The sequence below is a fragment of the Rhizobium sp. AN68 genome, assembly GCF_030758035.1.
Classification (GTDB): Bacteria; Pseudomonadota; Alphaproteobacteria; order Rhizobiales; family Rhizobiaceae; genus Agrobacterium; species Agrobacterium tumefaciens.
Map to the genome: position 1 here is coordinate 652,405 of NZ_JARWMI010000003.1, position 20,909 is coordinate 673,313.

A 20,909-nucleotide genomic window follows, 5' to 3' on the forward strand; every position below is an offset into this window, starting at 1 on the left:
ATGCATCCCTCTATCGCTTTCCGGTTCTATATAGTGTCATCAACAGAAGTGAAACAAAGAACAAAAAAAGAACATTGCAATCCTGAAAAAGCCGTCATACCTTCTGCTTTATGACGATCAAGGTTTCAAACGAAGCGGCAAGGCGGATTTTTCTGGCGCGGCAGGGGCTTTGCTCTCCGCCCGGAAAGGCGCTTTCCAAGGATGGCCTGTTGCAGCTCATTACCGATATCGGATTCGTGCAGGTGGACAGTATCGGCACGGTGGAGCGCGCCCATCACCAGATAATATTCTCCCGAAACCAGACCTACAGGCGCGAACATCTGACAGCACTGCTGGAAAAGGACCGCGCGCTGTTCGAGCACTGGACGCATGATGCCTCCATCGTGCCGACCGAATTTTACCCCTATTGGAAGCACCGCTTCCGCCGCCGCGAGCCGATCATTCAGGAGCGCTGGCGCAAATGGCATGGTGAGGGGTTCGATGCGGCTTTCGCCGAGACGCTAGAGCGCATCGCCGCCACGGGTCCTGTTCTGGCGCGTGAGTTGAAGGAGGAGGGGCATCAGTCCGGCGGCTGGTGGAACTGGCATCCTTCCAAGACCGCACTCGAATATCTGTGGCACACCGGCAAGCTTGCCATATCCGGCCGCGTGAATTTCCAGAAGGTCTATGATCTGGCGGAGCGGGTCATTCCCGGCGAGCACCACGAAAGCGAAGTGGAGCATACGCAATTCGTCGACTGGGCCTGCCGGCAGGCGCTCACCCGTCTGGGTTTTGCCACCCATGGCGAAATCGCCGCCTTTTTTGATCTCGTTACCCCGCAGGAGGCGAGGGCTGGGTCAAGAGCCGCCGTGACGAACTGTGCGAGGTCTCGCTTCTCGCAAGCGATGGCGGTGCTGCCCGTCCGTCCTATGCCTTTGCGGATTTCAGCGCCGATGTCGCCAACCTGCCGGAACCGTCGTCCCGCGTTCGTGTGCTGAGCCCCTTCGATCCGCTGTTGCGCGACCGCAACCGCACGGAGCGGCTGTTTGGCTTCTATTACCGTATCGAGGTCTTCGTACCCGAGCCGAAACGGCAATATGGCTATTACGTCTTCCCGCTTCTGGAAGGCGACCGGCTGATCGGCCGTATCGACATGAAGGCAGACCGCAAGCGCGGCACGCTGGATGTGCGCCGCCTGTGGCTGGAACCGGGCGTGCGCGCCTCAGCAGGAAGGCTCGAGAAACTAGACGCGGAATTGTCGCGGCTTGCTAAGTTTACGGGGGTGGAGAGTGTGAATTATCTGGAGGGGTGGCGGGATGTGTAATTGCGCCTTGAGCCGGCGACTGTTTCTTCCTTCATGCTCGGGCCCATCCCGAGCATCTGCAACGGAAAATGTATAGGATGCGTCTGAAGATCCTCGGCACAAGACAGAGGATGACGCCGGACGGGAGGAGAGGACGCCAAATCGAAGCGCCCTCGCGACGTCCCTAATTCACCCGATATCCGTTGCCGAAATCTTGATCCCGAAGCCTTCCAGCCCGACATAGTGGCGCTCGCGGGTCGTCATCAGCTTGATCGAGCTGATGCCGAGGTCTTTGAGAATCTGCGCGCCGAGGCCGATTTCCAGCCACTCATTTTCGCGGGAGCGGGCCTGTGCGTGCGCTTCGTCGGGATCACGCGCCTTGCGCCGTCCGTCCACCTGGCCGACGCCGACAGAACCTTCGCGTAGATAGACGATGACGCCGCGGCCTTCTTCGGCGATCTTCTGCATATAGTGCTGCACCGGCTGGCGGTCGCCGAACACGTCGTCAGCAACGTTTTCAGGGTGCAGGCGCACGGGAATATCGACGCCATCGCGGATATCGCCGAAAATCACCGCCATATGCTGCATCCGGTCCCATGGCAGGGAATAGGTATGCGCCTTGGCCGGTCCGAACGGGGTTTGGATGGTGAAGGAGGATTCCATCTCCACCAGCGTTTCCTTGCGCTGGCGATAGGCGATCAGATCGGCGACCGAAACATGCTTCATGCCGTGTTTTTCGGCGAAATCCAGGACCTGCGGCCCGCGCATCACGGTGCCATCGTCATTGACCAGCTCGCTGATGACGCCGATGGGCGGCAGGCCGGCGAGCCGGCAGAGATCGACCGCCGCTTCGGTATGGCCGGAACGCATCAGCACGCCGCCTTCGCGGGAAATCAGCGGGAAAATGTGGCCTGGCCGGGTGAAATCCGACGCGCCGACATTCGGGTTGGCGAGATTGCGCACCGTCAAGGTGCGGTCATCCGCGGAAATACCGGTCGTGGTGCCATGCTTGAAATCGACGCTGACGGTGAAGGCGGTCGTGTGGGCGCTGTCGTTTTCCGCCACCATGGCGTTGAGGTTCAGCCTCTTTGCCTCGTCACGCGGCATGGGCGCGCAAACGATGCCGGATGTGTGGCGCACGATCAGCGCCATTTTTTCCGGCGTGCAATGAACCGCCGAAATAATCAGATCGCCTTCGTTTTCACGGTCGTCGTCGTCGGTCACGACAACGATCTCGCCTGCTTCGAAAGCGCGGATAGCGTCGACGACACGTTTCTGATCATAGGCCATTTCGGATTTACCTCACTTCAACCGGCCGGTCTGGCCACGATCTCTCAAATAATGGTCGGCAACGGTGCAGGCCACCATCGCCTCGCCGATCGGCACGGCGCGGATGCCGACGCAGGGGTCGTGGCGTCCCTTGGTGCGCACATCCACGTTGCGGCCGTCGGTGTCGATGGACTGGCGCTCCGTCAGAATGGAGGAGGTGGGCTTGATGGCGAAGCGGGCGATGACGGGCTCGCCAGTCGCGATGCCGCCCAGAATGCCGCCGGCATGGTTCGACAGGAAAATCGGTTTGCCGTCATTGCCCATACGCATCTCGTCGGCATTCTCCTCGCCGGAAAGCTCGGCCGAGGCAAATCCCTCGCCAATCTCCACGCCCTTGACGGCGTTGATCGACATCAGGCTGGAGGCAATATCCTGATCGAGCTTGGCGTAGATCGGCGCGCCGATGCCGGCCGGAACACCTTCCGCCACGACTTCGACGACCGCGCCGATCGACGATCCCGCCTTGCGGATACCGTCAAGATATTCTTCCCATACCGGCACCATCGCCGGATCGGGGCAGAAGAACGGGTTCTGATCGACCTGGTCCCAATCCCAATTGTCGCGGTTGATCTTGTGTTTGCCGATCTGCACCAGCGCACCGCGCACGTTGAGGCTCGGTACCACCTTGCGGGCGATTGCGCCTGCGGCAACACGCGCCGCCGTCTCGCGGGCGGAAGAGCGTCCGCCGCCGCGATAATCGCGAATGCCGTATTTCAGGTCATAGGTGAAGTCGGCATGGCCGGGGCGGAAGCTGCGGGCAATCTCGCCGTAATCCTTGGAACGCTGGTCGGTATTTTCGATCAGCATGGAGATCGGCGTGCCGGTGGTTATCATCGTCTCGCCGTCCTCATCCAGCATCACGCCGGACAGGACTTTGACGATGTCATCTTCACGGCGCTGGGTAACGAAGCGGCTTTGGCCGGGCTTGCGCTTGTCCATCCAGTGCTGCACCTCGGCAAGCGTGAAGCGAATACCGGGCGGGCAGCCGTCCACCACGCAGCCCAAAGCGGGCCCATGGCTTTCGCCCCAGGTGGTAACGCGAAAAAGATGACCGAAGCTGTTATGCGACATATTTCTCTAGACCGGAAAACGAGGGCGCGCCTGCGGACAGGGGCCGTTTAAAACAAGCGGATTTGTCATAGTAGAAAATCGGACCAAGGCAAAAGCCTTTCTTTCATCGCAAGTCCGATAAGACGGTGACGCACCGTTCACGACGCCAAGCAGCCCGGAAAACGACAGGGGTGACGATGGCTGACGACTGGCCGGATGAATGATTCGGCGGAAACGGCGCAGAGTTTTCCAGGTGACAAAAGTGTAAAGGTGCTGGTGTTTTCCACGCTGTTTCGCGGTTTTCCAATATTGCCGGGAAATGCGGTGTAAAAATCACTAACGACTTGAACGTGATCCAAAATCCGTTCATCAATTGGGCCGAAAATGTCATGGTTGCGGGCAATTTCCGCCACATTCGAAAGGCAATTCTTTATGCATGTAAGGTTTTCACGCAAATTCACGAAAGCTAGATCGATGCGTATGATGATTGCCGCCCTTCTGGCCACCGCCAACTTGCTTATGCCTATCAACAGCTACGCCCAGAGCGTCGATGTCGAGGGAACGATCAGCAAGATCGACGTGAATGCGCTGACCATTACCTTGAACGACGGCAAGAATTACCGTGTGCCGGAAGAGTTCAATTTCGAAGGCCTGAAGGCAGGTGTGAAGGTCGTTGTTTTCTACACGGAAGTGGACGGAAAACGCGTGGTCGACGATCTCGAGGTCGTGCAGTAAACTGCGGTTTCTGCTCTGCCTGTTGTCGACGCGGACCTCTCTAAACCCGGTCGGGAAGCTCCAGAATTTCCATTATGCCGGACTTGATCCGACATCCAGCCGACGAGCGTCTGCGTGGCGGGATTGGTTTTTCAGCCTAAAGATTTGGGCTGGCCGGGTTCCGGCTCGAGGCCGGAATGACGGAGGAGGATCGATACCCTCACGAAATCCACTCAGCACTGTTCCTGTCGATCTCGACCTTCAAAATCCGGTCCTGCGGGATCTGCGTCGTAGAGGCTTCATCCTTGTCCATACCTGAAACCAGGCGGAAGATCGAGCGGATCACGCCGCCGTGGCAGACACATACCGTCGGCACCTCGACTGAGGAAAGCCATGCGCCAATACGCCAGGACAGGATTTCATAGCTTTCGGCATGCTGACCGGGGGGAATGAAGTCCCACTTGTTGGCCTTGCGCGCCTTCACCCGGTCGGGAAATTCTTTTTTCAGTTCCGGCAGTGTCTGGCCTTCCCAGTCGCCGAAGGAAACTTCGACGAGGCGGTCATCGGTGCGGTATGCGTGGGGATCGAGCCCCATCGCTCCGCGCATCAGCTCCATGGTCTCGCGCGTGCGCCCGAGCGGGCTTGCCACGTAATCGAAATCACGCGCGGAGTCGCCGAGAATTTGCGCCAGAACCTTGCCGTTGCCGACCGCTTGCGCGCGGCCGAAATCATTGAGCGGAATGTCTTTCTGGCCCTGAAGCCGGCGTATCGCATTCCAGTCCGTTTGTCCGTGCCGGATCACATAGACGAGCAAGGCGATACCCCTGTTTTAAAGTTCGGTCGGCTCAGTCCTTGACCACCGAAATATCCGGCGCGTCAACAGCCTTCATGCCGATGGTGTGATAACCGGAATCCACGTGGTGGATTTCGCCGGTGACAGCCGTCGAAAGGTCGGACAGCAGGTAAAGCGCCGACTTGCCGACTTCTTCGATGGAAACGGTGCGCTTCAGCGGCGCGTTGTATTCGTTCCATTTCAGAATGTAACGGAAATCGCCGATACCGGAAGCCGCAAGCGTCTTGATCGGGCCAGCGGAAACCGCGTTGACGCGGATGCCGCGACTGCCGAGGTCTACCGCGAGATAACGCACGCTGGCCTCGAGTGCAGCCTTGGCCACGCCCATGACGTTGTAGTTCGGCATGACCTTCTCGGCACCGTAATAGGTGAGCGTGATGATCGAACCGCCATCATTCATGATCGGCTCTGCCCGCTTGGCAACGGCGGCCAGCGAGAAGACGGAAATGTCCATGGTGCGGTTGAAGTTGTCGCGGCTGGTGTCGAGATAACGGCCGGTCAGCTCGTCCTTGTCGGAAAAGGCGATGGCGTGCACGACGAAATCGATCTTGCCCCAATGCTTTTCCAGCCCGGCAAAAACCGCATCGATCGTCTCGAGGTCGGTCACGTCACAGTGGCCGGCCATGAAGGCGCCCAGTTCCTGCGCCAGCGGTTCAACACGCTTCTTAAGCGCGTCGCCCTGCCAGGTGAGCGCGATTTCCGCGCCCGCGTCCGCGCAAGCCTTGGCAATGCCCCAAGCGATTGAACGATTATTGGCGACACCCAAGATGATGCCGCGTTTGCCAGCCATAAGGCCGGATGCCTGAGCCATTGTATGCTCCCTGATGCTTTCGATTGATCCTGCCTATGGCATAGGCTGCAATCCTGTTCAAGATTGCCGAGGATCATCTACTGTTAGGGAACGTAACAAAGGGTGCGTTGTCCCGCCTATTCGCAAAACTTTTACAAATAAAGGCCTTCGCGCATGTGGCGCATGAGGTCAGTCACCTTCTCGTCCGGCTTTTCGAGCAGGATGATGCGCAATTCGATGACGAGATCGCCATATCCACCCTTGCCGTCCGCAAGCCCCTTTTCGGCAAGCCGCAGCTCGCGATCGGAGCCGGACCAGGCAGGAATGGTCACGGTTTCCTCGCCAAGCGGCGTCCGGATACTCGTCTCGCAACCCAGAACCGCGTCACTGAGAGAGATTGGCAGCGTCGTATGAATATCGAAGCCGCGAAGGGAAAAGGCGTCGTCGCGTGCCGCCAGCAACGTGACGGCCAGATCGCCGCGCGCAATGTTCGGCAGCTTCAGCCCTTGGCCCTTTAGCCGCACCACATGACCGTCCGTCATGCCGGGTTCAAGCTGGAAGCGAACCTCGCGTTCGTCGGCAAGGGATACGGTGATCCATTTGCGCTCCAGAAGTTCGGTGACCGTAACGGTGGCTTCCGCCGTGATGTCAGGTGCCTTTTCCGGCGGCGTCTGCGGGGGGCGGAAGCGGCGCACGAGAGCGCTGAAGAGATTGGCGGCGAGAGAGGCAGCTGCGGTTTCGCTTGCAGACGTCTGCGTGGTTTCGCCAGCACTGGGCACATCGCCTTTAACGCCCGTGGCTGCGGCTTTCGCCGCTTCGGCTGCCTGCTGCGCCTTGGGGTCGTTCTGCGCGTCGGCGCCGAAAATCCGCTCGACGATATCTTCGGCCGTTTCGGGTTTTGCATCGGCTTTCTGGCCGGTTTGCGCCCTGTTGCGGGCATCCGCACGGGCCAGTTCCTCCATCAGCTTCTCAGCGGCCCTGGCGCGCTCGGCGGCCTCGCGCGCCGCCTCCCGCTGCTGCATGATTGTTTCGCCGCGCTGCTTTTTCTCGGCCGCCTTGCGGGCCTGGTCGTAAAGATCGCGCTTTTTGGGGTCTTTCAGAAGATCATAGGCCTGCCCGACCTCGGCAGATCGCGCCGACGCGTCGGGGTCATCGCGATTGGCGTCCGGATGGACGGTTTTTGCCTTCGTGCGCCAGGCAGCCTTGATGTCTTCGTGACGGGCGTCACGTTTTAAGCCGAGGATAGAATACGGATCGCGCATGCGAAACACCAGTTACGTTGGCTCAGGCACGTGCAGCCGCTCATGGCGCAATCCTGAAACAAACCCCTCCGAAAAGGGATGCCTGCGATCATTCGCATGCATGCCCTCGGTTCAAACAACGTCGACTGTGGCAATAAGTTGCTAAGCAGTTGTTTACGGGGAATGCGCGCCGCCATGCGGCCGGATTAATTCCGCGCGCCAGGGTAAACAGTTTATTTCTGTTCGAAGCGGGTCAGTAACCATTCGCCGGTTTCCGACAGGCAGGCCTGTCCGGCATAACTCGCGACACCTTCGAAAGAGTGGCGTGTCGTCTTGAAATCGCGGCAGACGAAACCGCTGGACTTGTCTTCGTGAATGGTTGTGACGACACCGGCGCTGCCGGTTGCGGCATTGGCCCAGGGCAGGGGCTGTTCCGCGAGTTTGGTGAGATCCGCCGATGTGACCGCATTGCGGATGGTCGCGTCGTCGGTCTGCGGGTTATTATTGGGCTGGTTGGGAACAGAGGCGGTGGAAAGCGAGCGATCGACCTTGTCGCCGCCGAACAGGTCAAGGCTGACGCATCCGCTCAGCACCACAAGCATTGACACGATCGCGGAAACTTCCGCTATCGATGAAAGGAGGCCCTTTGTTCGACTGTTCGACTTTGCTATGACGGTCACCATCTTTCGCCAGAGATCATCTCTGGGGTCCAAATCAGCTCGGGAGCATTTTAGTCAATATGTCGGAAACGGGGTTAACATCCAGTGACTTCACTGAAGAAAATGAACCGTTCACGCTTTTTGCCGAATGGCTGAAGGACGCGACGGCCTCCGAAATCAACGATCCGAACGCGGTAGCACTCGCAACCGTCGATGAAAACGGCCTGCCGAATGTGCGCATGGTGCTGCTGAAGGACGTCGACGATCGCGGCTTCGTTTTCTATACGAATTTCGAAAGCCAGAAGGGGCGCGAGATCCTAGGCCAGAAAAAAGCGGCCATGTGTTTCCACTGGAAAAGCCTGCGCCGGCAGGTGCGTCTGCGCGGCGAGGTGGAGATCGTTACCGACGCGGAAGCGGATAGCTATTACGCCTCGCGTCCGCGCGGAAGCCGCATCGGCGCCTGGGCGTCGAAGCAGTCGCGGCCGCTGGAAGGCCGGTTTGCGCTGGAAAAGGCGGTTGCCGAATACACCGCGAAATATGCGATCGGCGATATTCCGCGCCCCTCCTACTGGTCCGGTTTCCGCATTCGCCCGGTCAGCATCGAGTTCTGGCACGACCGCAAGTTCCGCCTGCACGACCGTGTCGAATTCCGCCGCGAGACGCCGGATGAACCGTGGTCCAAGGTCCGCATGTATCCTTGAAAGCTGCAGGAGGCAGGCCGTCCTTGCCTGCCTATTTCAGCAGCGAGATCAAATAGCGGCAGGCCGATGACGGCGGAAATGGCGATCAGGCCGTAGCAGATGCGCCTGAACGCCGCCTCGTCGGCAAGCCCGTGCAGCCGCGCACCGGCATAAAGACCCGCCCCGTAAAACGGCAGGGCCAGCAGGAAAAAAACAAAGACGTCGGCAGTGAACAGGCCACCAAAAAAATAGCTGGTGGCGGAGATCACGGTCGAAATCGCGAAATAGAGAATGACATTCGCGCGCACGAAAGCGCCCTTGAGGGCGCCGCCAAGCCAATAGGCGACGATGGGTGGACCGCCCAGTTGCGCCGCACCCGAAAACAGCCCGGCAACAAGCCCGGTGAACAGGGTGAGCGGCGTTTTCGGCCGGCCGCTGTAACGCCAGCCGGAAACGAGAAATAACAGCAGCACGACAACCACGATGGAAATGATCCAGCGCAGGGTGAGCGGATCCCCGCCGGAAAGCAGCAGCGTTCCAAGGGGGACACCGACAAGCGCACCGGCTGCCATGGTGAAGACTTCACGCCGGTCGGCCATGCGCCAGGCCGGCGGTATCATGCCGAGCGTCAAAACGCCGTCCACCACAAGAAGAACCACCGAGGCGATGCGCGGGCCGACAATGGCGCTTGCCAGCGGAATGAAGATGAGGGCCGCACCAAAGCCGGAAAAGCCGCGGGCAAGTCCGGCGAGAAAGGCGGCGCCCGCAAACATGGCGAGCAGCGTCGGACTATGCGCGGTGATAAGAGCCGAGAAAAAATCGAGGAGAGGCATAGGTGACTGCATGGGTTTCGAATACCTCTTTATCCCGCATGCAGGCACCTGTCGCGGAAATTTCAGCTGATTATCGCACGATACGCTTTCGAAACGACGCCGCCGGAGAATCGTGATCAGAGTTGTATCTCACGAACAAAGGATGAACAAATGCTTGCTGTCTTGATGCGCCAGTTTGAAGCTGCCTCACAGAAATACGCCGAGGAAAATGGGATCATCCGCGATCCCGACTGGTATATGCTGAAGCTTCAGGAGGAGGTTGGTGAGGTCACGCAGGCCTGGAACCGGATGACGGGGCGTGGGCGCAGCAAAGACAGAAGCGAAGAGGAGATGAAACTCGATCTTGCCGACGAAACCGCCGATCTCTTGGGCCACGTTTTGCTGCTCGCCCATTATAACCGCCTCGACATCGAAGCATCGATAGAGCGCAAGTGGCGTTTTACACCGTCGGTTTGTTTGCGGGGAGGGACGCGGCCCTACCGCTGCGGCTCTGTCGCTGCCGCGATTATGAGAGCGAAACGATAGAGAGCAGAGCTGCGAGAATGGCGGCCACCGGCGTCATGACCTGCCGCAGGGTAATCTGAAATGCGGAAAGAGCGAGCGATATCAGCGCCGCGCCGTTTATGGATGTGCCGACAAATGAATTCGCGCAGGATCGGCCTGTCAGCCTATATGTGAGGCTCCATAAAGACCAATGGCTAAAGGCATGTGACGCGTCTTCATGCCTCTGATAACGGCGCCTGTTGCAGGAGGCCGGCAACCGCATGAAGATCGGTTGAAACGGCAATGCATTTTTCCCGCATTTCCTCAGTCGGCGGCGCGACATCCGGCACCATGATCGTCATCATGCCCGCCGATGAGGCGGAGCGCACGCCGTGCCAGGAATCCTCCAGCGCCAGGCAACGGCCCGGATCGATGCCGAGACGTTTTGCGGCAGTAAGATATGGCATGGGCGACGGCTTCGGCTCCGAATAGTCGCCGCGGGCGACGATGGTATCGAAACGTTTGAGCAGGTCATAGGGGCCGAGATGACGCGTGACGGAATCGTGCCGCGAGGAAGTGGCGATGGCGCGGCGTATATCAAGCCTGTCGAGAAGATCGAGGATTTCGACGACGCCGGGTTTCAGCGCCACGCCTTCCGCCATCATCACGGCAAGATGCCGGAGCCAGGCGTCACGGAAGCTGTCGATCGGAAAATCCGCGCCATAATCGGCGAAAATGGTGCCGGTAATGACATCCCACGGGCTGCCGCAGACCTTCTGATAGGTCTCTACCCGCATTCCGTGGCCGCCCTCATCTGACGCGGCCAGAAAGGAATCGCGATAAAGCGTCTCGCTTTCGATCAGCAATCCGTCCATGTCGAAAACGACAGCATGCGGGAGAAAAGGCAGCATGGCGGCTCAACCGAACCGGAAGGGGCGTTCGCCGAGGCTTTCGAACGGGCGGAGCAGGTAACCGTCCGGATCGGCGACGATGAATTGCCGGTTGCCGACCTCGACTGTGCCGCGCCTGTACCATTTTTCTTCTGACGGCAGGACAAGATCGATCGAGGCCCGCTCAAGCCGCGCGAGGATGGGCAGCAGGGAAGGAACGGCAAGTTGCAGATTCATGCCGCGGCCCAGCGGAAATTCAAGCGCTGCATTTTCCGCCACGAAGGTCCGGGTCGCACCGATCTGGTCGATCATCAGTTGCGCATCACCCAGCGCCAGATAGGCAAAGCCCTCTTCGGCGCGCTCATAAACCACATGAAAACCGATCAGGTCGCAATAAAAAGCGCGGCTTTTCTGCCAGTCGCTGACGGCTAGTTCCGGGACGAGGGCATTTCGTATGATGGTCATGGTCTCCTTTGCCGCGCAGGCCCGGCGATGCGAGGCGTGGCCTGCGGTAATGGGGCGATATTATCGTCTTCCGGGTGACTTGCCAGAGGAATCCTCATCATGGCAGCCATGTGCGGAGTTGTGGGCTGAAGCGGGTTCAACTTTTCGTCCTGCCACAGCTTTTCTCACCTCATGCCGGACATGGTCTGGCACCCAGTCAGCCCAAGTCCTTGGGCTGCAAAGACTCATCTCGCCAAGCGGACGCGGGTAGGCTGGATTCCGGCTCGAGGCCGGAACTACGCCTTCGTGCCGCCGACGGTGATCTGGTCCATGCGCAGATGCGGCTGGCCGACGCCAACCGGAACCCATTGCCCGGCCTTGCCGCAATTGCCGATGCCGGTGTCCAGTTTCGGATCGTTGCCGATCATCGAGACGCGTTTCATTGCGTCCGGCCCGTTGCCGATCAGCATTGCACCCTTCACCGGCGCGCCGATCTTGCCGTTCTCGATGAGATAGGCCTCGGTGCAGCCGAACACGAACTTGCCTGATGTGATATCCACCTGACCGCCACCGAAGGAAACGGCATAGATGCCCTTCTTGACGGAGGAGATGATCTCCTCGGGCGTCTTGTCGCCTGACAGCATGTAGGTGTTGGTCATGCGCGGCATCGGCACATAGGCATAACCCTGCCGGCGGCCATTGCCTGTCGCCTTCGCACCCATCAGCCGGGCGTTCTGGCGGTCCTGCATGTATCCCACCAGCCTGCCGTTCTCGATCAGCACATTATAGGCCGACGGTGTTCCCTCGTCGTCGACGGTGAGCGAACCACGGCGGCTGTCGATGGTGCCGTCATCCACCACAGTCACACCCGGGGCTGCCACCATCTCGCCCATCAGGCCGGCAAAGGCCGAGGTTTTCTTGCGGTTGAAATCGCCCTCGAGGCCATGGCCCACAGCCTCATGCAGCATGACGCCGGGCCAGCCGGAGCCGAGAACCACATCCATGGTGCCGGCCGGCGCATCGACGGCGGTCAGGTTGACGAGCGCCTGACGCAGCGCCTCGTCGGCTCCGCGCTGCCAGTTCTCCGTGGTGATAAAATCGCCAAAGCCGACGCGGCCGCCAATGCCGTAGGAGCCGCTTTCCTGCCGGTCGCCTTCACCTGCGACAACGGAAATATTGATACGGGTCATGGGCCTGACATCGCTGACGCGATGGCCATCGGCGCGCAGAATATCCACTACCTGCCAGCTTGCGGAAATCGTCGCCGTCACCTGCCGGACATTCGCGTCTTTGTCGCGCAAATAGGCATCGATATCGGTGAGAAGTTTCACCTTCTCCTCGAAGCTCGGGCTGCCGATCGGGTTTTCGTCGCCGTAGAGCTTTTTGTTAGTGCGTTGTGGGGCTGCGGCATAGGAACCGGAATAACCTCTGGTCACGGCGCCGACAGCATCCGACGCTCGCTTCAGCGCAGCCTGCGACAGCTCGCCCGCATGGGCGTAGCCAACGGTCTCGCCGGCAACGGCGCGCAGGCCAAAACCCTGGTCGGTATTGAAGGAGCCGCCCTTGAGGCGGCCGTTATCGAAGGTCAGCGATTCTGCCTGCGCATGTTCGATGAACAACTCGCCATCGTCTGCGCCGGTGAGCGCTTCCGCGACCAGCTTGCGCAACTGCGTCTCGTCGCAATCGAAGAGATTTACAAGGTCGTTGGTCATTGAAGGCTCCAGTCTTTATCGTTCCTTCGATTTAGGCACTAGAGCCGACAGACGCAAGGCTGTCTCTTTACACGAGGCTTCAGGGAAGCGCGTCGTAGCCTTCGGCAAAGCCGGTGAGCTCGATCGGAATACCGACACGATCCTGATCGACGGATTCACGCAGCGCGAAAACCGCGTTCTTGCCGGCGCGCAGAACCTTCAGCAGTTCGTCGTCAATATCGACCTCGACATAGCAGCCTTCGGAGAAGCAGCGGGTGAAATAGGCGCGGCCAATATTGTTGTTGTCGATATAAAGCTCCATGCCGTCCTTCAGAAGCACGCCAAGCGGTGCGAGGATACGCAGGATGCGCGACTTGCGGTCCGCGGTTTTCAGGACCACCACCGAAAGCCCCACTTCCGGGCGGTCGTCGGCAATCACGTTCTGCATCAGGGCGCATTGATCTTCGGATGCGCCTGCCGGCTTGTCGCAGATCACCGACCATGCTCCATGCGTCGACTTCGGCGTTCCGGGCGGCTGCTGTTGCGCCAGCGCCGCTGCGGCGGGAGCGATGATGGCAAGACCGGCGGCGGCAAGAAAAGTGCGCGCGAGCGGGGAAAGACGCATGGATACCTCTGGGATTCAGAATCAGTGCGGCTATTTTGACGCCATAATCCGGAAAAAAAGCCTTGGTACCTCAATTCCAGCCGAGTTGGGCGGAAATAGGACCTGTTGCCGGGTGCAGGCGCCTGATTTGACCGTGCGGCAGCCGGCGCCTGGTGGCTGAAGTCTGCTGCAAAAGCGCTGCCAGCAGGGGCTGCGCCGGATTTTGACCATTGCCAAGCGCGCCTGAAATATCTTGCAGGATACGGGACATGGGAAACTCGGCTGCGACGAACAATGGTGAAATTGGCTGACATCCGTGTCCTTACGCATATTGCGGCAGAGGACAAACTGTGGTTTGAAGTTAGTACCATAAGCATGGATTCTGCGTCTGTAATTGATCAAGATCAGACGCGTGAGGGAGAGGGTACCGTGACGAATAGGATTTACGCAGCATTGGCGGGGATGACCTGTCTGCTCACGGCTGTCGGCGCCCACGCCGATCAGCCGGTGCATTGGCAAATGGGCATGCAGGAGGCCGCCACGCCGATCATGCACGAAATACGCTGGTTTGAACAATATACGCTCTGGTTCATTGTTCCGGTTACGCTTTTCGTTCTTGCGCTGCTCATTATCGTCGCCTTGAAATTCCGTGCAGCGAAAAATCCGGTGCCGTCCAAGACCAGCCACAACACCGCGATCGAAGTGGTGTGGACACTTGCGCCGGTTCTCATTCTCCTGTTCCTCGCTTTCCCGTCGTTCAATCTTCTGAACGCGCAGCTGACGCAGCCGGAAAACCCTGATCTGACGCTGAAGGCGACTGCGACGCAATGGCTCTGGAACTACGAATACAAGGCTGCCGAGGGCGCCGAGCCGCTCGCCTTCGACAGCTATCTGCTGAAAGAGCAGGATCGTGCAGCTGCAGGCAAGGAGGACAAGGCCCGCTACCCGCGTCTTCTCGCGGTAGACAATGAAATGGTCGTTCCGGTCGGCAAGACCGTTCGCCTTCTGGTGACGGCGGCGCCTACGGATGTCATCCACGCCTTCGCCATGCCCGCTTTCGGTGTTAAGATCGACGCCGTTCCGGGCCGCCTCAACGAAACTTGGTTCAAGCCGGAGAAGGAAGGCCTTTATTACGGCCAGTGTTCCGAGCTTTGCGGCAAGGACCATGCCTTCATGCCGATCGCCATTCGGGTGGTTTCCGAACAGCAGTACAATGCCTGGCACGCCGCGGCCGCTTCAGATCTGAACGGCGCGAACCGGGCACTGATGGCCTCCGTCGATGGCGCTCCGCGCACGGTCGACGTTGCCGCCAACGAAACCAACTGAGACCTGGAGTGACGACAATGGCTGGACCTTCCGCACACGACGATCATCACTCGCATGGTCAATCCGCTCATGATGGGCACGCGCATGATGATCATTCGCATGATCATTCCCACAAGCCGGGCTTTTTCGCCCGCTGGTTCCTGTCGACCAACCATAAGGACATCGGCACGCTCTACCTGATCTTCGCCATCATGGCGGGTATCATCGGTGGCGGGCTTTCGGTTGTCATGCGTATGGAGTTGCAGGAGCCGGGCATCCAGATCTTCCACGGTCTGGCCTCCATGGTTTACGGCTTCGAGGGCGATGCTGCCATCGACGGCGGCAAGCACATGTTCAACGTGTTCACGACAGCGCACGCGCTCATCATGATCTTCTTCATGGTCATGCCGGCGATGATCGGCGGCTTTGCCAACTGGATGATCCCGATCATGATCGGCGCTCCTGACATGGCTTTCCCGCGCCTCAACAATATTTCCTTCTGGCTGATCGTTCCGGCGTTCATCCTGCTGCTCCTGTCGCTTTTCGTCGAAGGTCCGGCGGGCGGTTACGGCGTGGGTGGCGGCTGGACCATGTATCCGCCGCTTTCGACCAACGGCATGCCGGGACCGGCGGTGGATCTTGCGATCTTCTCGCTGCACGTTGCCGGCGCGTCCTCGATCCTTGGCGCCATCAACTTCATCACCACCATCCTCAACATGCGCGCTCCGGGCATGACACTGCACAAGATGCCGCTTTTTGCCTGGTCGGTTCTGGTCACCGCATTCCTGCTGCTGCTTTCCCTGCCGGTTCTGGCTGGTGGCATCACCATGCTTCTGACCGACCGTAACTTCGGCACGGCATTCTTCTCGCCGGAAGGCGGCGGTGATCCGATCCTCTACCAGCACCTGTTCTGGTTCTTCGGCCACCCGGAAGTGTACATCCTGATCCTGCCCGGCTTCGGCATCATCAGCCACATCGTGTCCACCTTCTCCAAGAAGCCGGTCTTCGGCTATCTCGGCATGGCATACGCCATGGTCGCCATCGGCGCTGTCGGCTTCATCGTGTGGGCGCACCACATGTACACGGTCGGCCTTTCGCTGGAAGCGCAGCGTTATTTCGTCTTCGCAACCATGGTCATCGCGGTGCCGACAGGTATCAAGATCTTCTCGTGGATCGCGACGATGTGGGGTGGTTCGCTGACCTTCTCGACCCCGATGGTCTGGGCAATCGGCTTCATCTTCCTGTTCACGGTCGGCGGGGTTACCGGCGTCCAGCTCGCCAATGCCGGTCTCGACCGTTCGCTGCACGACACCTACTACGTCGTGGCGCACTTCCATTACGTTCTGTCGCTCGGCGCGGTCTTCGCGATCTTCGCCGGCTGGTATTACTGGTTCCCGAAGATCACCGGCTACATGTACAACGAGTTCATCGGCAAGCTGCACTTCTGGGTGATGTTCGTTGGCGTGAACCTGATCTTCTTCCCGCAGCACTTCCTCGGCCTTGCCGGCATGCCGCGTCGTTACATCGATTATCCCGATGCCTATGCCGGCTGGAACCTGGTGTCTTCCTATGGTTCCTATATCTCTGCCGTAGCCGTGTTGATTTTCCTCTTCGGTGTTTGGGAAGCCTTCGCCAAGAAGCGGATCGCTGGCAACAATCCCTGGGGTGAAGGTGCGACGACGCTCGAATGGCAGCTGTCCTCTCCGCCGCCGTACCACCAGTGGGAACAGCTTCCGCGCATTCGCTGAATGCCGGACCGGAGTGCGCGGGCAGGGCTTGCGAACTCCGGAAGCTGAAAAGAGGGGATGGTGTGGCTTATCCGCGCCGTTTCCCTTGAGGCGGACGGAGTCTGCTGCTGCGTGAGGCATTTTGTCCAAGCGAAGCTTTTCGTGCGACATGATAAAAGCCAAGTACTGCCACTATGAATGGGCAGACGCAGCAGGGCGACGGAACGGGCGTGGCGATATGCCAGGCGCATGGCATCGGGTCTTTGACCCCGGTGCTGCCCGTGCCGGAACGTTCGGACCAATGAATTGACGCACCGTGCACGCCGAAAACGACACTCTGTTTTCGGGCTGGTGCAAGGGATGCCGCGGCAAGCGGCATCTGAAGAAAAACAGGATACGAAATGACCGTCATCGACAATCGCGAAATGCTTGGCCTGGAAAGCTCCGAACTTTCGGAAGCCGGCGCGCGCGATTATTTCGAGTTGCTGAAACCGCGCGTCATGTCGCTCGTCGTCTTCACGGCGTTTGCGGGCCTCGTGCTGGCGCCGGGCCACATCAACCCGGTCCTCGGCCTCATCGCCATTCTCTGTATTGCAGTCGGTGCCGGCGCATCCGGCGCGCTCAACATGTGGTACGATGCAGACATCGACGCCGTGATGAGCCGCACCGCCAAGCGGCCGATCCCGTCCGGCCGCGTAGCACCTGGCGAGGCCCTGGCCTTCGGGCTGACGCTCTCGGCCTTTTCGGTGGTCATCCTCGGGCTTGCGGTCAACTGGTTCTCCGCCGGACTGCTCGCCTTCACCATTTTCTTCTACGCCGTCGTTTATACGATGTGGCTGAAACGCTCGACACCGCAGAACATCGTCATTGGTGGTGCTGCCGGCGCTTTCCCGCCCATGCTTGGCTGGGCCTGCGTCACCGGCGGCGTTTCGCTTGATAGCGTCATCCTCTTCCTCATCATCTTCTTGTGGACACCAGCCCATTTCTGGGCGCTGGCGCTGTTCAAGATGCGCGACTACGGCTCCGTCGGCATTCCGATGATGCCGAACGTGGCGGGCGAGCGCTCCACCAAGAACCAGATGATCGTTTACGCAGTGCTGACGGCTGCAGTTGCGGTCGCGCCGTATTTCACCGGTCTGGCGAGCCTCGGTTATGGCATTTTCGCCGCCGTGCTGAGCGCGATCTTCGTTTACTGTTCGCTCGATGTCCGGCGCATGCCTGACGGTGACGAGAAAATGCTGCCCGCCAAGAAGATGTTCGCCTATTCGGTGCTTTACCTCTTCGCCATCTTCTCCGGCCTTTTGGCCGATCATTTCGCTCCGGCCCTGAAAGCCGTGATTTCGGGAGTTTTTTGATGGAAACCGTGGAACTGAGCACGGCGCAGAAAAAATCGAGGCGCGGGCGCAACGTCGCGCTCGGCGTCTTGCTCGCCGGTCTGGTGGTGCTGTTTTACGTCATCACCATCATCAAGATCGGCTCGCATTGACGGCCTGACAGTGAGGGCATGATCGGAGGAGAGGAGGGGGACATGGCGAATACTGGGGCAAATATCGGGGCAGACAAGGCAACGGCCGGCACGCAGCGGGTGAGCAATCGCTCCATCCTCGTGCTCTGTCTCGTCTTTTTCTGCGCTATGATCGGCATGGCCTATGCCGCCGTTCCGCTCTACAGCCTGTTCTGCCGCGTCACTGGCTATAACGGCACGACCCAGCGCGTCGAGCAATATTCCGACGTCATTCTCGACAAGACCATCAACGTCACCTTCGACGCCAATACGTCGAATGGCCTCAACTGGGATTTCCGCCCGGTCGACAAGCTGGTCACGCCGAAAATCGGCGAGACGGTGCAGATCAATTTCAAGGCGACGAACCGCTCAGCGGTGGCAACCACGGGCACGGCGGTCTTTAACGTCACGCCCATGGAAGCAGGCGCTTATTTCAACAAGGTGGAGTGTTTCTGCTTCACCGAAACGACGCTTCAGCCGGGCGAAACGCTCGAAATGCCGGTGGTGTTTTTCATCGATCCGGATATCGCCACGGCGCGCGAAACGAAGAACATTCATACTTTGACGCTGTCCTATACGTTTTATCCGGCCAAAACCGAAAAACCGGTTGCGTCCTTGCCGGTAAAGACTGAATCTGGCGAAAGCAAATTGTGAGAGGAGACTCGGGCCTTTTGAGCAGGGCCGGGTCTGGGAAGAGATACCAGGGGATTGTCACACATGGCAGATACGCATCAGAAGAACCACGACTACCACATCATAGATCCAAGCCCCTGGCCGCTTCTGGCCTCGATCGGCGCCTTCATTCTGACCTTCGGCGGCGTCTGTTACATGCGTTACCTGTCGGCTGGCTCCTTCAAGCTGTTCGGCATGGAACTGGCCAATCCCTGGCTGTTTTATATCGGTCTCGTCATCGTGCTTTACACCATGTACGCATGGTGGGCAGACACGATCAAGGAAGCCAATGAGGGTAGCCACACCCGCGTCGTTTCGCTTCACCTGCGTTACGGCATGATCATGTTCATCGCCTCTGAGGTGATGTTCTTCGTCGCGTGGTTCTGGGCCTATTTCGATGCCAGCCTTTATCCGCACGAGGCCATTCAGGCGTCCCGCCTCGAATATACTGGCGGTCAGTGGCCGCCAAAGGGCATCGAGGTCATCGATCCCTGGCACCTGCCGCTCTACAACACCGTCATCCTGCTTTTGTCGGGCACCTGCGTCACCTGGGCGCACCATGCCCTGCTGCACAATGACCGCAAGGGGCTGATCACCGGTCTCGTCCTCACCGTTGCCCTCGGCGTCCTGTTCTCGACCGTGCAGGTTTACGAATACATGCACGCCCCGTTCGACTTCAAGAACTCGATCTATGGCGCGACCTTCTTCATGGCGACCGGCTTCCACGGTTTCCACGTTTTCGTCGGCACGGTTTTCCTGCTGGTCTGCCTGCTGCGCGCCATTGCCGGCGGCTTCACGCCGAAACAGCATTTCGGCTTCGAAGCAGCTGCCTGGTACTGGCACTTCGTTGACGTCGTCTGGCTGTTCCTGTTCTTCGCGATCTACATCTGGGGCGGCTGGGGCGCGCCGCTGGCGGAGTGATGCGGTTTGTTTTCTGACTCGGAGGGCGGCATCTGCCGCCCTTTGTGTTTAAACAGGCGGGCCGGACGGAGGTTTAACCGGCCCAAGGCGGGAGGCCATCATGTCTGAACCCGGAAACGGCGGCTTTGCGCCGGTGGACCCAATAAAAGTCGGGCTGAAGGGCTGCTGCCCACGTTGCGGCAATGGCAGGCTGTTCGACGGCTTCCTGACCCCGAAACCCGCATGCAGTGCTTGCGGGCTGGATTACGGCTTTGCCGATGCGGGTGAAGGCCCGGCCGTCTTTGTCATGCTGATCGTCGGTTTCCTTGTCGTCGGGCTGGCGCTTTGGTTCGATCAGCGTTTTGCGCCGCCCGTCTGGGTGCATGTCATGCTCTGGTTGCCTTTTGCGGTGATCGTCTCCCTCGTGCTGCTGCGCAAGATGAAGGGCATCATGATTGCGCTGCAATACCACAACAATGCAAGCGAAGGCAGGCTTGATCGTGAATGAGGTTTCCCACATGAAGGCGGCGGAAAGACGCATCTGGTTTGCCGCGCCGCTCGTCCTTTTGGCACTTGCCATCCTTCTCGGGCTAGGCACATGGCAGGTGAAGCGGCTTTACTGGAAAGAAGCGCTGATTGCCGATATCGAGGCGCGGCGCAACGCAAGTCCGGCCACGCTCTCGCAGATCGAAGCCATTGCCAAAAGCGGCGGCGAAATTGAATATCGCAGGGTCAACGTTTCCGGCGTTTTCGATCATGCCCGCGAGCGGCATTTCTTCGCCACCCACCAGGGCAGAACCGGCTATTACATCTATACTCCGCTGTCGCTTGCCGATGGCCGCATCCTCTTCGTCAATCGCGGCTTCGTGCCGTTTGAGATGAAGGAGGCAACGAAGCGGCCTGAAGGGCAGGTCGCTGGCGAGGTGGAGATCAAGGGACTGGCGCGCGCGCCGCTCGTTGCAAAACCGTCTTCCCTGCTGCCGGATAACGATATCGCCAAGAACATCTTCTATTGGAAGGATCTGGCGGCCATGGCGTCGAGCACCGATATCCCGCCCAACAGGCTGGTCAACCTGTTCGTGGATGCCGACGATGCGCCGAACCCCGGCGGCTGGCCACAGGGCGGCGTGACGCTGATAGATTTGCCCAACAATCACCTGCAATATGCGATAACGTGGTATGGTCTGGCGGCGGCCCTTGTCATCGTCGCCGGTTTTGCCTATTTCCGGAACGGTAAGGCGCAAGGTGAATAACGCGC

20 protein-coding genes and 3 pseudogenes are annotated in these 20,909 nt (G+C 59.4%); 12 read left to right on the top strand and 11 right to left on the bottom strand.

Annotation, left to right across the window (positions count from 1 at the left end):
• The first annotated feature begins 110 nt into the window (after window positions 1-110).
• A pseudogene (locus tag RBH71_RS16165) lies at window positions 111-1,303 on the top strand (winged helix-turn-helix domain-containing protein).
• Between the two features lie 168 nt (window positions 1,304-1,471).
• On the opposite strand, the gene ribB reads toward RBH71_RS16165, so the two are convergent.
• Window positions 1,472-2,572 carry a 3,4-dihydroxy-2-butanone-4-phosphate synthase gene (gene ribB, locus RBH71_RS16170; RefSeq protein WP_003511757.1) on the bottom strand — a complete coding sequence of 367 codons (1,101 nt, stop codon included), beginning with the start codon at window positions 2,570-2,572 and terminating at the stop codon, window positions 1,472-1,474.
• Window positions 2,573-2,584: 12 nt separating this feature from the next.
• Entirely contained in the window at window positions 2,585-3,682 is a 1,098-nt protein-coding gene (gene aroC / locus RBH71_RS16175; RefSeq protein WP_003511758.1) for a chorismate synthase, read from the bottom strand.
• Window positions 3,683-4,135: 453 nt separating this feature from the next.
• Here aroC and RBH71_RS16180 point away from each other — a divergent pair, with 453 nt between their 5' ends.
• On the top strand, window positions 4,136-4,396 hold the full coding sequence (locus tag RBH71_RS16180) for a DUF1344 domain-containing protein (RefSeq protein ID WP_003511760.1): 261 nt from the start codon (window positions 4,136-4,138) through the stop codon (window positions 4,394-4,396).
• A 199-nt stretch (window positions 4,397-4,595) separates the two neighbouring features.
• On the opposite strand, the gene RBH71_RS16185 is transcribed toward RBH71_RS16180, so the two are convergent.
• The 4 genes from RBH71_RS16185 to RBH71_RS16200 all read right to left on the bottom strand — a co-directional run bounded on the left by RBH71_RS16185 (window position 4,596) and on the right by RBH71_RS16200 (window position 7,942).
• Window positions 4,596-5,189 carry a histidine phosphatase family protein gene (locus tag RBH71_RS16185; protein ID WP_003511761.1) on the bottom strand — a complete coding sequence of 198 codons (594 nt, stop codon included), beginning with the start codon at window positions 5,187-5,189 and terminating at the stop codon, window positions 4,596-4,598.
• Window positions 5,190-5,220: 31 nt separating this feature from the next.
• The gene (fabI, locus tag RBH71_RS16190) at window positions 5,221-6,039 is read right to left on the bottom strand and encodes an enoyl-ACP reductase FabI (RefSeq protein ID WP_003511762.1); all 819 of its coding nucleotides are present in this window, start codon (window positions 6,037-6,039) and stop codon (window positions 5,221-5,223) included.
• A gap of 131 nt (window positions 6,040-6,170) precedes the next feature.
• Window positions 6,171-7,280: a DnaJ C-terminal domain-containing protein gene (locus tag RBH71_RS16195; protein WP_323687418.1), complete on the bottom strand. Its 1,110-nt coding sequence runs from the start codon at window positions 7,278-7,280 to the stop codon at window positions 6,171-6,173.
• A gap of 212 nt (window positions 7,281-7,492) precedes the next feature.
• Window positions 7,493-7,942 (bottom strand): RT0821/Lpp0805 family surface protein, encoded by a 450-nt coding sequence (locus RBH71_RS16200; RefSeq protein ID WP_003511767.1) that lies wholly within the window; start codon window positions 7,940-7,942, stop codon window positions 7,493-7,495.
• 56 nt (window positions 7,943-7,998) lie between these two features.
• Here RBH71_RS16200 and pdxH point away from each other — a divergent pair, with 56 nt between their 5' ends.
• A complete protein-coding gene (pdxH, locus tag RBH71_RS16205) occupies window positions 7,999-8,619 on the top strand; it encodes a pyridoxamine 5'-phosphate oxidase (RefSeq protein ID WP_003511768.1) in 621 nt (206 codons plus the stop codon).
• A 47-nt stretch (window positions 8,620-8,666) separates the two neighbouring features.
• Here the strand turns inward: pdxH and RBH71_RS16210 are convergent.
• Window positions 8,667-9,431: pseudogene (locus RBH71_RS16210) on the bottom strand (TSUP family transporter); the annotation flags it as partial.
• A 150-nt stretch (window positions 9,432-9,581) separates the two neighbouring features.
• Here RBH71_RS16210 and RBH71_RS16215 point away from each other — a divergent pair.
• Window positions 9,582-9,881, top strand: a pseudogene (locus tag RBH71_RS16215) (MazG nucleotide pyrophosphohydrolase domain-containing protein); the annotation flags it as partial.
• Between the two features lie 269 nt (window positions 9,882-10,150).
• Here RBH71_RS16215 and RBH71_RS16220 read toward each other — a convergent pair.
• The 4 genes from RBH71_RS16220 to RBH71_RS16235 all read right to left on the bottom strand — a co-directional run bounded on the left by RBH71_RS16220 (window position 10,151) and on the right by RBH71_RS16235 (window position 13,564).
• A complete protein-coding gene (locus RBH71_RS16220) occupies window positions 10,151-10,825 on the bottom strand; it encodes an HAD family hydrolase (protein ID WP_003511772.1) in 675 nt (224 codons plus the stop codon).
• 6 nt (window positions 10,826-10,831) lie between these two features.
• Window positions 10,832-11,269 carry a bleomycin resistance protein gene (locus tag RBH71_RS16225; RefSeq protein ID WP_003511773.1) on the bottom strand — a complete coding sequence of 146 codons (438 nt, stop codon included), beginning with the start codon at window positions 11,267-11,269 and terminating at the stop codon, window positions 10,832-10,834.
• Window positions 11,270-11,544: 275 nt separating this feature from the next.
• Window positions 11,545-12,960 carry a metalloprotease TldD gene (gene tldD, locus RBH71_RS16230; RefSeq protein ID WP_323687419.1) on the bottom strand — a complete coding sequence of 472 codons (1,416 nt, stop codon included), beginning with the start codon at window positions 12,958-12,960 and terminating at the stop codon, window positions 11,545-11,547.
• 79 nt (window positions 12,961-13,039) lie between these two features.
• Window positions 13,040-13,564: an invasion associated locus B family protein gene (locus tag RBH71_RS16235; protein WP_003511775.1), complete on the bottom strand. Its 525-nt coding sequence runs from the start codon at window positions 13,562-13,564 to the stop codon at window positions 13,040-13,042.
• A 441-nt stretch (window positions 13,565-14,005) separates the two neighbouring features.
• Here RBH71_RS16235 and coxB point away from each other — a divergent pair, with 441 nt between their 5' ends.
• The 8 genes from coxB to RBH71_RS16275 all read left to right on the top strand — a co-directional run bounded on the left by coxB (window position 14,006) and on the right by RBH71_RS16275 (window position 20,904).
• Window positions 14,006-14,869, top strand: a complete 864-nt coding sequence (gene coxB, locus RBH71_RS16240) for a cytochrome c oxidase subunit II (protein ID WP_019564187.1) — start codon at window positions 14,006-14,008, stop codon at window positions 14,867-14,869.
• 17 nt (window positions 14,870-14,886) lie between these two features.
• On the top strand, window positions 14,887-16,596 hold the full coding sequence (ctaD, locus tag RBH71_RS16245) for a cytochrome c oxidase subunit I (RefSeq protein ID WP_003511781.1): 1,710 nt from the start codon (window positions 14,887-14,889) through the stop codon (window positions 16,594-16,596).
• 380 nt (window positions 16,597-16,976) lie between these two features.
• Complete coding sequence (cyoE, locus tag RBH71_RS16250; protein WP_065688067.1) at window positions 16,977-17,930, top strand: heme o synthase; 954 nt, start codon at window positions 16,977-16,979, stop codon at window positions 17,928-17,930.
• Entirely contained in the window at window positions 17,930-18,061 is a 132-nt protein-coding gene (locus RBH71_RS16255; protein ID WP_003511784.1) for a hypothetical protein, read from the top strand. The genes cyoE and RBH71_RS16255 overlap by 1 nt, the downstream gene beginning before the upstream one ends.
• Window positions 18,062-18,103: 42 nt before the next feature.
• On the top strand, window positions 18,104-18,733 hold the full coding sequence (locus RBH71_RS16260) for a cytochrome c oxidase assembly protein (protein WP_003511786.1): 630 nt from the start codon (window positions 18,104-18,106) through the stop codon (window positions 18,731-18,733).
• Between the two features lie 63 nt (window positions 18,734-18,796).
• A complete protein-coding gene (locus RBH71_RS16265; RefSeq protein WP_003511788.1) occupies window positions 18,797-19,672 on the top strand; it encodes a cytochrome c oxidase subunit 3 in 876 nt (291 codons plus the stop codon).
• 100 nt (window positions 19,673-19,772) lie between these two features.
• Window positions 19,773-20,159 (top strand): DUF983 domain-containing protein, encoded by a 387-nt coding sequence (locus tag RBH71_RS16270; protein ID WP_003511790.1) that lies wholly within the window; start codon window positions 19,773-19,775, stop codon window positions 20,157-20,159.
• A 10-nt stretch (window positions 20,160-20,169) separates the two neighbouring features.
• Complete coding sequence (locus RBH71_RS16275) at window positions 20,170-20,904, top strand: SURF1 family protein (protein ID WP_003511792.1); 735 nt, start codon at window positions 20,170-20,172, stop codon at window positions 20,902-20,904.
• The last annotated feature ends 5 nt before the right edge of the window (window positions 20,905-20,909 follow it).

What these genes read in the sequence shown, in the direction of transcription:
- ribB (WP_003511757.1), bottom strand. Translation starts at nt 2,572, where the DNA reads ATGGCCTATGATCAGAAACGTGTCGTCGACGCTATCCGCGCTTTCGAA.
- aroC (WP_003511758.1), bottom strand. Translation starts at nt 3,682, where the DNA reads ATGTCGCATAACAGCTTCGGTCATCTTTTTCGCGTTACCACCTGGGGC.
- RBH71_RS16180 (WP_003511760.1), top strand. Translation starts at nt 4,136, where the DNA reads ATGCGTATGATGATTGCCGCCCTTCTGGCCACCGCCAACTTGCTTATG.
- fabI (WP_003511762.1), bottom strand. Translation starts at nt 6,039, where the DNA reads ATGGCTCAGGCATCCGGCCTTATGGCTGGCAAACGCGGCATCATCTTG.
- RBH71_RS16195 (WP_323687418.1), bottom strand. Translation starts at nt 7,280, where the DNA reads ATGCGCGATCCGTATTCTATCCTCGGCTTAAAACGTGACGCCCGTCAC.
- RBH71_RS16200 (WP_003511767.1), bottom strand. Translation starts at nt 7,942, where the DNA reads ATGGTGACCGTCATAGCAAAGTCGAACAGTCGAACAAAGGGCCTCCTT.
- pdxH (WP_003511768.1), top strand. Translation starts at nt 7,999, where the DNA reads ATGTCGGAAACGGGGTTAACATCCAGTGACTTCACTGAAGAAAATGAA.
- RBH71_RS16220 (WP_003511772.1), bottom strand. Translation starts at nt 10,825, where the DNA reads ATGCTGCCTTTTCTCCCGCATGCTGTCGTTTTCGACATGGACGGATTG.
- RBH71_RS16225 (WP_003511773.1), bottom strand. Translation starts at nt 11,269, where the DNA reads ATGACCATCATACGAAATGCCCTCGTCCCGGAACTAGCCGTCAGCGAC.
- tldD (WP_323687419.1), bottom strand. Translation starts at nt 12,960, where the DNA reads ATGACCAACGACCTTGTAAATCTCTTCGATTGCGACGAGACGCAGTTG.
- RBH71_RS16235 (WP_003511775.1), bottom strand. Translation starts at nt 13,564, where the DNA reads ATGCGTCTTTCCCCGCTCGCGCGCACTTTTCTTGCCGCCGCCGGTCTT.
- coxB (WP_019564187.1), top strand. Translation starts at nt 14,006, where the DNA reads ATGACCTGTCTGCTCACGGCTGTCGGCGCCCACGCCGATCAGCCGGTG.
- ctaD (WP_003511781.1), top strand. Translation starts at nt 14,887, where the DNA reads ATGGCTGGACCTTCCGCACACGACGATCATCACTCGCATGGTCAATCC.
- cyoE (WP_065688067.1), top strand. Translation starts at nt 16,977, where the DNA reads ATGACCGTCATCGACAATCGCGAAATGCTTGGCCTGGAAAGCTCCGAA.
- RBH71_RS16255 (WP_003511784.1), top strand. Translation starts at nt 17,930, where the DNA reads ATGGAAACCGTGGAACTGAGCACGGCGCAGAAAAAATCGAGGCGCGGG.
- RBH71_RS16260 (WP_003511786.1), top strand. Translation starts at nt 18,104, where the DNA reads ATGGCGAATACTGGGGCAAATATCGGGGCAGACAAGGCAACGGCCGGC.
- RBH71_RS16265 (WP_003511788.1), top strand. Translation starts at nt 18,797, where the DNA reads ATGGCAGATACGCATCAGAAGAACCACGACTACCACATCATAGATCCA.
- RBH71_RS16270 (WP_003511790.1), top strand. Translation starts at nt 19,773, where the DNA reads ATGTCTGAACCCGGAAACGGCGGCTTTGCGCCGGTGGACCCAATAAAA.
- RBH71_RS16275 (WP_003511792.1), top strand. Translation starts at nt 20,170, where the DNA reads ATGAAGGCGGCGGAAAGACGCATCTGGTTTGCCGCGCCGCTCGTCCTT.